Here is a 12,354-nt window from a genome sequence, read left to right as displayed (position 1 = left end):
GGAGGGAGCCTTGAAGACGTTGGTGCTGCTCGATCACGAGCCCGTGGCGGACGGGGGGTGGATGGTCCACGCCCTGCTGCGCCTGGAAGGCGAGGCACGTCTGCAGTCGGAGCGCCCGCCCCTCAACCTGTGCCTGGTCCTGGACCGCTCGGGGTCCATGGCGGGGGAGAAGCTGCACGCCGCGCGGCGCGCCGCGGCCGGCCTGGTGCGGCGGCTGGCGCCCACCGACCGGGTGAGCGTGGTGGCGTTCGATGAGCGCGCCGACGTGGTGGCCTGGCCCGGGACCGGAGCGGATCAGGAGGACCTGCCCCTGCTCCTGGAAGGGATCGAGCCCGGCGGCATCACCAACCTGAGCGCTGCGTGGTTGCGGGCGCGCGACCTGCTGGCCGCTGCACGCACGGACGACAGCGTAGACCGGATCCTGTTGCTCACCGATGGGCAGGCCAACGCCGGCCTGACGGACCCGGCGCAGCTGACCGGGCTCTGCCGCGTCGGCGCCGCCGCCGGCATCGGCACCAGCACGTTTGGATTCGGGGCGGACTTCGACGAGGAGCTGTTACGAGCGATGGCCGACGCCGGCGGCGGCAACACCTGGTACATCGAGCAGCCGGACCAGGCCCCGACCCTGTTCGCGGAGGAGGTCCAGGGGCTGCTGGAGCTGTGCGCGCAGAACGTCCGGGTGGGCGTCGCGGCGGGCCCCGACACGGAGGCGGTGAAGGTGTTGCACGACTACCCCTCCCAGGTGGAGGGCGATGTGCTGTGGCTGGAGGTGGGCGACCTGTACGCGCGCGAGCCCCGGCGCGTCTTGCTGGAGCTGCTGGTCGATCCCGTCGAGGACGGCGCGGCCCGCATCGCGCACCTCACCGTCACCGCGCATGTCGTCACCGCCGGGGGCGGGCTCGAGCGGCACGACATCGACATCCCGATCACGCTGCACCCGGTCGACGGCGGCCGGGCCATCCCGGAGGTCCGCAAGGAGGTCCTGCTGCTCGAGGCGGCCCGTCTGCGCGAGCAGGCGCTGCGCGCACGCGAGCACGGCGATGGCGGCTACACCGCGCGCCTGCTCCCCGACTGGCAGGACCGCGTGCGGGAGGCGGGGGCGTTCGACGCCGAGATGGAAGAGGAGATGGACGACCTGCAGCGCCTCTCCGTCCGCTTGCAGGAGAGCGCGCCCGATGCCACGGACGTCAAGTACGCCAAGCAACGGGCCCACCTGCGGCAACGCAGCCGCTCGGGATCGCTGCGCCATGTGCGGCGGGCCGATCCCCCCGCGGAGGGGGACGCGCACCCCTGAGGCGGACACGTCACCGGGGGCGGGATCACGCCCGGCCGCTCCCCGACCGGCCGGGCGTCCGGTGGCCTCAGCGCACCCGAATGCCGGCGCCGACCACGAATCCGGCGCTCCACCGCTCGCGGGCGTCGGCTCCGCCGCCTGGCGGCAACGGATCGGCGTCGGGCGTGAGGCCGTCCGCCAGGACCGCGACGCGTCCCACGTGCACGCCGGCGCTCAGGGTCGGCACGCCCCCGAACATCGCGGCGGTGGTCGGCAGAGGCGCGGCCGCCGGCGCGGGGGCCCCCGGGCACCCGTTTCCCCCTGTGGCGTATCCAAGGATCATGCCCTCGTCGCTTCTCGCCCGCGTGCCTCTGGGCGCTGCGCTCTTCGGAGCGCTGGCCCTGGCTCCGCCGCGCGCCACGCCCGTGCCAGCGCCCGGCGAGCCCGTGAGCGTGCAGGAATGGTTCGAAGCCGCCCCACCGGGCTTCGACTTCTACTTCACCCGCGCCGTCTACTCCAGTGGGCTGGGTCGGGGCTTCCGCCGGCGCGGCTCCTGGGCGACGGACTTCCCGAAGGCGGACGAGCAGTTCGTCATCGTGATCGACCGCACGCTGGAGCTGCTCGACGTCTATCAGGGCGTCAACCCGGTTCGCCTGGACGACCCCGACCTGCGGCGTTTCCCCTTCCTCTACATGCTGGAGGTGGGATACATGCAGATGACGGACTCGGAGGTCCAGGGCCTGCGCGACTACCTGCTGTCCGGCGGCTTCCTGGTGGTCGACGACTTCTGGGGCACGTACGAATGGGAGAACTTCGAGTACGAGATGCGTCGCGTCTTCCCCGAGTTCCCCATCGTGGAGCTGGACACCAGCCACCAGCTCTTCAACAGCTTCTACGATATCGACGCGCTGATGCAGGTCCCCGCGTACGGCAACATCTACCGACGCTACGAGCGCGACGGGTTCGACCCGCACATCCGCGGCATCCACGACGACACCGGCCGCCTGATGGTCGTCGTCAACTGGAACAGCGACCTGGGCGACGCCTGGGAGTGGTCCGAGCGCCCGGAGTATCCGTTCGAGATCTCCTCGTACGCCTACAAGCTCGCCGTCAACTTCATCATCTATTCCCTGACGCACTGACCACCGCGGCGCCGGCCACCGCAGCGCGGGTGTACGGGCCGGTCATTCCGCCCGGAGTGCCACGTTCGGATCCACGCGGGTGGCCCGCCAGGCCGGGATGGCTCCCGCGGCCAGCGCGACCGCACCGAGCACGAGCGCGACGCCGACCAGGACGAGCGGGTCGCGCGGGGAGACGCCGTACAGCAGCGGGGCGAGACGGGGCGCCGCCAGCAGCGCCCCGACCAGCCCGAGCGCCAGACCGATGCCGGCCACCCGACCCACGTCCGACAGGACGAGGCGCACGATCCACGTACGGGTGGCCCCGAGCGCGCTGCGGATCCCGATCTCCGGCGTGCGCCGCGCCACCTCGAAGGCGTATACGCTGTAGATGCCGACGGCGGCCACCAGCAGCGCCAGCAGCCCGAACAGCGTGAACATGGTGGCGCCGAGCGTCCAGGCCCGCGCCTGTGCCCCCAGGATGTCGTCGTAGGCGCGCACGGCCGCGTAGCGCACACGGCTGTCCAGGCCCTCGAGCTCGGAGCGCAGCGCAGCCCGCACGGCGGCCGGGTCTCCGTTGGCACGCACGAGCAGGAGTCGCGGGGGGAAGTCGTCGTCGTGCTGGGCGGACGGCAGGTAGTAGAGCGCTTCCGCATCCTCCTCCACCATGCGCTGCCGATGCGCATCCTCCACCACACCCACGACGGTCGTGCACGTCTCGCTCTTCCCGACCCAGGCACAGCGGCCCAGGGGGTCCTCGCCCGGCCAGAGCTGCGCCGCCAGGTACTCGCTGACGACCATCACCGGCATCGAGCCCGACCGATCGCCCGATTCGAGGCCGCGTCCGCGCCGAACCTCCAGGCCCATGGTGGCGAAGTACGTCGGGGAGACCGCGTTCAGGTAGGGACCCCCGGTGGGGAAGTCCGGCAGCGAATCGAGCCCCGGCACGCGGAACTCGGCCGCCCAACTGTCGCGGAAGGGCATGCTGAAGGCGGCCGCCGCGGACTGCACGCCGGGCAGCCGGACCGCCCGCTCGCGGGCGCTTTCGTACAGCGGACGCGTCGGCTCGTCGGGGCGATCGAGCGGGGCCGTCTGATCCGTCCGCTCCAGGATGACCGCGTACAGGTTGCGGGGGTCGAAGCCCAGATCGATCCCCTGGACGGCGCGCAAGCTGCGCACGAACAGCCCGCTGCCCACCAGGAGCACCACGCACAGGGCGGGTTGGAGCACCAGCAGACCCGTGCGCAGGCGCCCCCGCCGGCCACTGACCCGCAGCTCCGCACCCCGCAGGGCGTCCTGTACGTCCACCCGCGTGGCCGTCAGCGCCGGTACGAGACCCGCGGCCAGGCCCGCCGCGAGCGTCACGGCGAGCGTCACCAGCGCGATGCGGCCGTCCAGGCCCGACCCCCAATCCACGTCGGGCAGGAGGAGGCGGCGGACGGCAGCCCCACCCCAGACCGCCAACGCCGTGGCCATCACGGCCGCCAGCGAGGCCAGGAGGAGGCTCTCCACCAGCACCTGCGCCGCCAGGCGGAGTCGGGAGACGCCGAGGGACAGACGCACCGCGATCTCGCGCCGCCGCTGTGCTCCCCGGGCCAGGAACAGATTCGCGACGTTGGCGCACGCGATCAGCAGCACGATCAGCGACACGCCGACCAGCCAGGCGGACACCGTCGCAGGCGTGGAGCCCTCGGGACCGCGCGCGGCGATCACCGACGCCGCCACCACGCGGGCACTCGGATCGTACGACGGATTCGCCTGGAGGCGTCCGGCCCGGTGGAGGGCGGTCAGCTCCGTCTCCACCTGCTCGACGCTCACACCGTCCGCCATCCGCACGACCGCGTTCAACCACCAGTCGTTCCGGCTGTCCGTGGCGTTGCCGGCGATCTCGAAGCCGAACTTCTCCAAGGGCAGCCACAGATCCACCCGCGCGAGCTCCAGGCCCCCGAATCCGGGGGGCGCCACGCCGATGACGGTGAAGGGACGCCCACCCACGGCCAGCGTGCGGCCCACCGCCTCCGGATCGGCGCCGAAGGACTCCACCCAGAAGGCGTGCCCGAGCACGGCAACCTGGGGACCGCCGATGCGATCCTCGTCCGTGGCGAAGAACCGGCCCCGTTCGGGCCGCACGCCGAGCAGGGGAAAGAACTCCGCCTGGGCGAGCGCGGCCCGCGCCCGGGTGACGTCCTGGTCCCGCCCGATCGTGACATCGCCCCACGGCGTCCACGCGGCCAGGGCCTGGATGGTGCGGGCGGAGGTCCAGTCCTGGATGTCGGGCCAGGCGTGGGCATCGCCCAGACGCTCGTCGCCGTCCATCCAGTGCCGTCCCACGAGCACGCGCTTGACCTGGTCCGGCGCGTCCACGTGATCGGGCGCGCGGAGCAGGAGTCGATCGACGATGCCGAACATGGTGGCGTTGGCCCCGATGCCGAGCGCCAACGTGAGTGCGGCGGTGAGAGCGAAGGCGGGGGCGCGCCGGAGACCGCGCACGAGGACGCGTAGGCTCTGCAGCGTGTCGCCGAGGAAGCGACGGCCGGCTTGCGCCCGGACCGTGCCCCGGTCCGTGCGGCGCAGCCGCGACACGTAGCGGGCGCGGTCCCCGAAGCGCCGCGCCGCCTCGGCCCGGGCCTCCGCGGGAGCCCACCCCGCCTCGATCAGGGCGTCGATGGTCTGCTCGAAGTGGAAATCCAGCTCGGCATCCAGGTCGCGGTCCACGTCCCGCCGCAGATTGCGCAGGTCGAAGGCGCTGCGCCGCTCGGGCCCCTTCCCGCGCACGCTCACGCACCCTCCCGGGCGGGCGCGCGTCCCGACGCTCCCAGCACGGCGAAGACGGCCTCGGCGTACGCGACCCAACTGCGCGCATCCTGCTCGAGGCGCTTCCGTCCGACCGGCGTGAGCGCGTAGAACCGGGCGCGGCGATTGGTGTCGGTCCGTCCCCACTCCGCCTCGAGCCAGCCCCGCTTCTCCATCCGGTGGAGCGCCGTGTAGAGGGCGCCGTCTTCGATCTGGAGGCGCTCGTCCGTGGTCTGCCGGATCCAGCTCGCCACGGCGTATCCGTGCGAGGCGCCCGTCGCGAGCGCGTTGAGGACCAGCAGGTCCAGCGTTCCCTGCAGCAGCCGCATCCCCCCACCGTCCATGCCCCACCCCCAAACGCATGACCCCTGAATTGTTCAGGGATAAGATTCGGTCCGGGTCGAGCGTAGGTCAAGCCTCGAGGCGGCGACCCTGAGCCCCGCGCGCGGCGCGCCTCGCCATTCCTCAGGGGCACGAGGGACGCGGGACGAGGGTGGGATCTCCGCCGGGAGATCGAGGATGAGGAGCATGCAGACGCGATTCGAGGTCCGATCCCCGGAGGCCGCCGTGGCGGCGGTCGCGCGTGGGTGGCGCCGGCGCCTGGGGGCCGCCCTGCTGGCCTGGCTCGCCTGCGGGCCGGGCGCACCGGCCGCGGCCCTTCCCCGCCAGGACGGCGCCCATTGGCTGACCGCCCACCTGGACGCGGCGGCCCTGGGATCGGGCTCCCTGGCCGGCGGACGCATCTGGAGCGTCGAGGGTGCGTTGGGCGCCGGAGCATCCCGGACGCATCGGATCCCCCTCCCCCACGGGGGCCCCTGGACGCTGCTGGCGGTGTGCGACGACCGCTGCGACGACGTGGACCTGGAGGTGCGCACCCCGGACGGCTCGCGCCTGGGGCTGGACACCTCTGCGGACGCCCTGCCGCTGGTGCAGTTCGTCCACGAGCGGGAGGGGGTGGACGTGGTGGTGCGGATGCGCGGGTGCCTCACCTCCGCGTGCCGGTACGCCGTGGGGTTGTACGCACCCGCCGCGAGCCGTCCGCGCGTGGTTCCGGCACCCGGCGCCTCCACACGCCCCGCGAGCGCGCACCGACGCGCCCGGGGGCACCTGGGCGAGGAGCGATACTTCGAGATCGTCGAGCGGGAGCTGCCGCTCGGGGCACGCCTGGACGCGACGCTTCGAGCCCAGACCTTCGAGCCCTACCTGGTCGCCATCGCGCCGGACGGCGCGTGGCACGTGGCGCACGCCGCATCCTCCCAGGGCGCCCAGCTGCAGATCGATGTGCTCCACGGCGGGCTGTGGCGACTCGTGATCGCGTCGCGCCGCGCCGATGCCTCGGGACCCTGGACCCTGGACTTCGATCCGCCCCCGGAGGGCCATCCGCGCCCGCCGGGGCGCCGGGCCTGGCGGCCCGTTCGCGGGGTGGCGGTCGGCATCTCCGACTACCCGCCGGGAGTGCCCGACCTCCCGTATACGGCAGCCGATGCCGTGCGCATCCGACAGGCCCTGGGCGGCGCCGCGGGTCCGCAAGCCGACGGGTTGCGCGTCCTCGTGGACGGAGAGGCCACGCGGCGCAAGGTGCTGCGGGCGCTCCGCGAGGAAGGCCGGCGTGCGACGCCCGAGGAGACCCTCGTGTTCTTCTTCTCCGGGCACGGCGTGCAGCTCCCTGCCGATGCCGACGATCCCGCCGATCCCGACGGCCTGGACGAGGCCATCCAGCTCCACGACGGACCGCTCCGCGACGACGAGCTGGCCCACGCGCTCGCAGAGACGCGCGCGGGCGCCGTGCTGGTGATCCTGGACGCGTGCTACAGCGGCGGCTTCGCCAAGGACGTGATCGTGCGACCGGGGCGGATGGGGGTCTTCTCCAGCGAGGAGCACGTGACGTCGGCGGTCGCGGCCTCCTACCGGGCGGGCGGCTACCTGGCGGAGTTCGTCTACGACGCCGTGGGGAAGGCCGCAGCCGACACCGATGGGGACGGCGCCGTGACCGCGGACGAGCTGATCGCCTACCTGCATGCCCGCTATCGCGCCGAGCCACACCTCACCGCCCAACACCTGGTGGTGGATCGGGGCGGCGTCGCGGGCACGCGCGTCCTCTTCCGCTGAGGTCGCGCGCTACGCCCCTGGCGTCCCGGACGCGCGCGTCCACACGTCGTACTGATCCAGCTGGGAGTCCACGCGCGGGCCGGTGCCGGTCACGAACGCGTTCGTCTGTTCCGCGTCGACGATCCGCGCCCGAACGGTGTCGGCCCACTGCGACTCCAACCACTCGTGGACGTGGGCCGCCACCTCCGGATCGTAGACGGGGAAGGCGACCTCGACCCGCCGGTCCAGGTTGCGGGTCATCCAGTCCGCAGAGGCGACGAACAGGCGCGGCTCGCCTCCGTTCCCGAACAGGTAGACGCGCGCGTGCTCCAGGAAAGGTCCCACGATGCTGCGGGCCTGGATGGACTCGCTCAACCCCGGCACACCGGGCCGGAGGCAGCAGATCCCGCGCACGATGAGGCGCACGGGCACTCCCGCGGCCGCCGCATCGTAGAGCCGCTCCACCATCTCCGGATCTTCGAGGCTGTTGAGCTTCAGCGTGATGCCACTGGTCTGTCCGGCGCGTGCGGCCCGGATCTCCCGGTCCACATGCCGTTGCAGCTCGGTGCGCAGCCGGAACGGAGCCACCAGGAGGTGCTCGAAGTCCGGATCGGTCTCCTCGTCCGCCAGGAAGCGGAAGACGCGGTGCACCTCGTCCGCGAGACGCGGATCCGCCGTCCACAGCCCCAGATCCGTGTAGAAGCGGGCCGTGCCTTCGTTGAAGTTGCCGGTGGAGAGATAGGCGTAGCGCCGCAGACCGTCGTCCGTGCGACGCACGATCAGACAGAGCTTGGAGTGCACCTTGATGCCGGGCTTGCTGTAGAGCACGCGCACCCCGGCCTCCTCCATGCGCGCCGCCCACTCCAGGTTGGTCGATTCGTCGAAGCGGGCCTTGACCTCCACGAACGCCGTCACCCGCTTGCCCTGCCGCGCCGCCTCGATGAGCTGCAACGCGACCGGAGACCCGGCCGAGACCCGGTACAGGGCGATCCACACCTCCTCCACGTGCACATCCCCGGCGGCGGCCCCCAGGACGTCGACGACGGGCTGGAAGGCATGGTAGGGGAAATGGAGGAGGTGGTCGCGTGCCTCCAGCGTCGTCCAGGGGTCGTCGATCCGTTCGAGCAGCGTGGGGTGCGGCACCGGCGCGCGCGGCGGCGGGCGCAGGTCGGTCCGGCCGAAGTCCGGGAAGGCCGACAGATCGTTGAGGTTGTGGTAGCGCCCTCCGGCGACGAGGTCGTCCTCCTCGAGCCCCAACCGCTCCCGCAGCTCCTCGACGATGGCCCAGGGAGCCGATGCGTCGTAGAGGAAGCGGGCGGGCACACCCCGTCCCCGCTGCGCCAGGGCCTCGCGGATCTTCTCGACCAGGTCCCCGGCGAACTCGTCTTCCACGGCGAGATCGGCGTCGCGGGTGAGCTTCACGGACCAGGCCGCATCCACGTCGTGCTCGGGGAACAATCGCGGCAGACCCAGGCGCACGACATCGTCGAGGAAGATGGCGCCGGGGCCGTCCGCGTCGTGCAGCGGCAGGAAGCGTGGCAGCGCCCCGGCGGGGATCTCCACCAGCCGCCAGATCGGCTCGGCCAGCGCCGCGGCTCCGCGCTCCTTGAGCACGACCACCAGATACAGGGCGCGGTCCACGAGGAAGAAGGGGTGCCCGTCGCGTTCGAGCGGCTGGGGGTGCAGATGCGCGCGCACCTCGGCGTCGAACCATTCCTCCGCGTGCGCTCGCGCGCCCGGCGGGAGTGTCCGCTCATCCCAGAGCCGGATGCCGGCGCGCTCGAGCGCGGGAAGCACGTCGCTGCGCAGCGTGCGGCCGAACTCCTCCTGCTGCGCCACCACTGCATCCAGGATGCGACGAAGCCGGCGGCGCGCCTTCTGGAACCCCAGCTCCGCCCGCTTCTTCTTGCGCAGCCGCACCACGCCGCGCAGCGCCGCGACCCGCACCCGGAAGAACTCGTCGAGGTTGGACGAGACGATCGAGAGGAAGTGGAGCCGCTCGAACACCGGGCGGCCCGGATCCTGGGCCTCCTGGAGCACGCGGCCGTTGAACGCGAGCCAGGACAGCTCGCGGTCATGCAGCCGCTCGCTGTCGCTCATCGGGGGGCCAGCCCGGGTGGAACGGAGCCCCGCGCGCCGCAGGCGCTCATCGCGGGTCGGCTCCGGCTTCGCGCAGCCAGGCCGCCGCCTGCAGCGCGCCCCGTGATTGCGGACCGGCAGCCTCGCGGAGGCGCGCGTACCCGGAGCGCAGCAGCTCCACGCCCTCCTCACGCTGCCCGGTCCGGACCAGAGCCGCACCCAGCGCCGTACGTGCGTAGGCCACCTGCGTCGACGTGGGCGGCAATCCGGCCTCGTCGATGCGGAGAGCTTCGCGCAGGAGCGGGACCGCGACCTCGGGATCTCCCCGCCTCATCGCGTGGATCCCCTCCTCCACGAGCCGCAGCGCGCGGTCCGTGTTCATGGGCTCGAGCACGCGGTCCTGCAACGCAGCGGCACTGTCGAACTGCGCTTCGGCCTCGGACCAGACGCCGTGGGCCGACAGCGCGCTCGCGAGATTGACGCGATCGGTGGCCGTGAACGGGTGGTCCTCGCCGGAGGCCCGGCGGTCGATGTCGAGCGTGCGCCGGTAGTTCTCGATGGCGCCGTCGAGATCGCCGAGGTCGCGGAGCGCGGCGGCCAGGTTGTTGTAGGAGCCGGCCGTGCGGAAATGCACCTCCCCATACAGGGCGAGGTTGAGCGCCAGCGCACGGCGGTGCAGCGCGGCGGCGTCGCGCGTCTGGCCCAGGTCGTGGAGGATGTTGGCCAGGTTGTTGTACGCCATGGCCACGTAGGCGCTGCTGTCGCCGTGGCTCACGGTGTAGATGTCGAGTGCCTGTTCCTGCAGGGGCAGGGCCCGCTCCGGCTGACCCGCGCGCTTGAAGAAGGACGCCGCGTTGTTGAGGTACGTCGCGTGGGTGCCGCTCTCCGGTCCGTACAGACGCCCGGAACGGGCCAAGAGGGTGTCGTACGCCACGGCCGCCTCGGCGAAGCGGGTGGTCTGCTCCAGGGCGATGGCCAGGTTGTTCAGGCTCGTCAGGACGTTGGGATGCAGGGGATCCAGGGTGGCTTCGCGCCGGTTGAGGACGCGCTGGTGGATCTCCGCCGCCTCGGCCCAGTTCCCCGAATCCATCTCCAGCTGACCCACGTCGTTCGCGGCCGACAGCTCCAGGACGGTGTCCCCCTCCGCGCGCGCGCGCGCCAGGGCCTCCTCCAGTCGGACCCGGGCCTCCGCGTAGCGGCCGTTGCGGGTGAACGCGATCCCGAGCGCCCGCTCCGCGTTGATCCGCAGCCGGGGTGTCGCCTCCGGAAGGGCCTCGGCCCAGGCCACTGCCTGCTCGAAGGTCGGGATGGCGCGGTCGAAGTCGCCGAGCTGCATGAGCGAATACCCGAGATTCACAGCCGTCTCGACCTGTTCGACGTCGGGGTCGGGTCGGGTCGCCCTTTGCGTGGCCAAGGCCTCCTCGAACAGCGGCAGGGCCTGCTGCTCCAAGCCCATCCCTTGATAGACGTTGCCGATCACCGCCGACAGGGACGCCTTCAGCTCCGGGTCCATCCGCTCGTCGGCGCGGATGCGCTCCGCGCCCCGGTCGAGCAGCTCGCGCGCGGTCGGCTCGGTCCCGAGCGCGTTCTCCGGCGCCGACGCCCCGAACACCTCGGATAGGAAATCCGCCACGGCCTGGGCCCGGTCCCGCTCGCGACGGGCCACGTCGCGTTCCCGCTGGAGCTGGATGGCCTGCACCACGCTGCCCACCGTGAAGAAGGCGATGGTGAGCAGGAGCGACAGGCCCGACAGCACCATCCCCCGATTCCGGCGCACGAACTTGCCCGTCCGGTACGTCCAGGAGTCGGGACGGGCGCGCACGGGCAGCCCGTCGAGGTAGCGCGCGATGTCGTCCGCGAACGCCTCCGCCGACGTGTACCGGCGCGACGGATCCTTCTGGAGCGCCTGCAGGACGATGGTATCCAGATCCCCGCGCAGCGTGCGTGCCAGCCGTGCGGTGGTCAGCTCCGGGGCCGGAGGCTCGGCGGGCGCGGGGCCCCGCACCGTCACGGCATCGCTGGGGCGCCTGGGCTCGCGGTCCAGGATGGCGCGCTCCAGCTCCTGCGGCTGCGCGACGTCTCCGTCGTAGGGGAGCCGATCCGTCAGCAGCTCGTAGAGCAGGACACCGAGCGCATAGACGTCGGTGGCCACCGTGATCTCGCCGCCCCGCACCTGCTCGGGGCTGGCGTAGAGCGGCGTCATCATCCGTGAGCCCGTGCGCGTCACCGTCGGACCCAGCGCCTCGTCCACGTCGCCGAGCAGCTTCGCGATGCCGAAGTCGAGCAGCTTGGGCTCCCCGTCCGCATCGACGACGATGTTGGCGGGCTTCAGGTCCCGGTGCACCACCAGGCGGGCGTGGGCGAACTGGACGGCCCGGCAGACCTTCAGGAAGAGCCGCAATCGCGCGTCCAGGTCCAATCCGGTCTCGCGGGCATACGTGGTGATGGGCAGACCCTCCACGTACTCCATGACCAGATAGGGAGCCCCGGAATCGGTGGTGCCGCCGTCCAGGAGGCGCGCGATGCCGGGGTGCCCCAGGTGCGCGAGGATCTGGCGTTCGGTCAGGAAGCGCCGCTCCCCCTCCGAGCCGGGGAGGGAGAGGTGGAGCAGCTTGACCGCGACGTGGGCGCGGTAGGCGTCGTCCACCCGTTCGGCCAGGTAGACCGTGCCCATCCCACCGCTGCCGAGCTCGCGCACCACCTGGTAGGCACCGATCCGGAATCCGGCCGCCGCGGGATCCCCGGCGCCGGGCACGTCCGCGCGCACCTCGGCCACGGCGGCGGTGAGCCGCCCATCCGCGACGGCGTCCGCGCGCAGCAGGGCACGGACCTCCTCCGCCAGCCCCGTGTCGTCGGCGCACTCGACGGCGAGCACCGCCTCGCGCTCCGGCTCCGGCAGGCCCTGCAGTCGCTCGAACAGCGTCTCCAGCCGCGTCCAACGCGACGCGGCGTCCGACCGATCGTCGCCCGCAGCCCGGGGGGTGGGATCGTCCACGGGTCCGG

Annotated in this window: 8 protein-coding genes; 3 read left to right on the top strand and 5 right to left on the bottom strand. The window is 72.4% G+C overall.

Annotation, left to right across the window (positions count from 1 at the left end):
* The first annotated feature begins 10 nt into the window (after nucleotides 1-10).
* Nucleotides 11-1,294, top strand: a complete 1,284-nt coding sequence (locus R3E98_01830; GenBank protein ID MEZ4422124.1) for a VWA domain-containing protein — start codon at nucleotides 11-13, stop codon at nucleotides 1,292-1,294.
* A gap of 67 nt (nucleotides 1,295-1,361) precedes the next feature.
* Here the strand turns inward: R3E98_01830 and R3E98_01825 are convergent, their stop codons facing one another.
* Nucleotides 1,362-1,520 (bottom strand): hypothetical protein, encoded by a 159-nt coding sequence (locus tag R3E98_01825; protein ID MEZ4422123.1) that lies wholly within the window; start codon nucleotides 1,518-1,520, stop codon nucleotides 1,362-1,364.
* Between the two features lie 94 nt (nucleotides 1,521-1,614).
* On the opposite strand from R3E98_01825, the gene R3E98_01820 reads away from it, so the two are divergent.
* Nucleotides 1,615-2,415, top strand: coding sequence for a DUF4159 domain-containing protein (locus R3E98_01820; protein MEZ4422122.1), 801 nt, complete (start codon nucleotides 1,615-1,617; stop codon nucleotides 2,413-2,415).
* 42 nt (nucleotides 2,416-2,457) lie between these two features.
* Here the strand turns inward: R3E98_01820 and R3E98_01815 are convergent, their stop codons facing one another.
* Nucleotides 2,458-5,172, bottom strand: a complete 2,715-nt coding sequence (locus tag R3E98_01815; GenBank protein ID MEZ4422121.1) for an ADOP family duplicated permease — start codon at nucleotides 5,170-5,172, stop codon at nucleotides 2,458-2,460.
* Complete coding sequence (locus R3E98_01810) at nucleotides 5,169-5,513, bottom strand: PadR family transcriptional regulator (protein ID MEZ4422120.1); 345 nt, start codon at nucleotides 5,511-5,513, stop codon at nucleotides 5,169-5,171. The genes R3E98_01815 and R3E98_01810 overlap by 4 nt, the downstream gene beginning before the upstream one ends.
* Before the next feature lie 199 nt (nucleotides 5,514-5,712).
* Here R3E98_01810 and R3E98_01805 point away from each other — a divergent pair, with 199 nt between their 5' ends.
* Nucleotides 5,713-7,293 carry a caspase family protein gene (locus R3E98_01805; protein MEZ4422119.1) on the top strand — a complete coding sequence of 527 codons (1,581 nt, stop codon included), beginning with the start codon at nucleotides 5,713-5,715 and terminating at the stop codon, nucleotides 7,291-7,293.
* A gap of 9 nt (nucleotides 7,294-7,302) precedes the next feature.
* On the opposite strand, the gene ppk1 is transcribed toward R3E98_01805, so the two are convergent.
* Nucleotides 7,303-9,372 carry a polyphosphate kinase 1 gene (gene ppk1, locus R3E98_01800; protein ID MEZ4422118.1) on the bottom strand — a complete coding sequence of 690 codons (2,070 nt, stop codon included), beginning with the start codon at nucleotides 9,370-9,372 and terminating at the stop codon, nucleotides 7,303-7,305.
* Nucleotides 9,373-9,418: 46 nt separating this feature from the next.
* Nucleotides 9,419-12,346: a serine/threonine-protein kinase gene (locus R3E98_01795; GenBank protein ID MEZ4422117.1), complete on the bottom strand. Its 2,928-nt coding sequence runs from the start codon at nucleotides 12,344-12,346 to the stop codon at nucleotides 9,419-9,421.
* Nucleotides 12,347-12,354 lie beyond the last annotated feature (8 nt).

This window comes from Gemmatimonadota bacterium (genome assembly GCA_041390125.1).
GTDB lineage: Bacteria > Gemmatimonadota > Gemmatimonadetes > Longimicrobiales > Gaopeijiaceae > JAGQIF01.
This window is presented reverse-complemented; position numbering and strand designations above follow the sequence as displayed.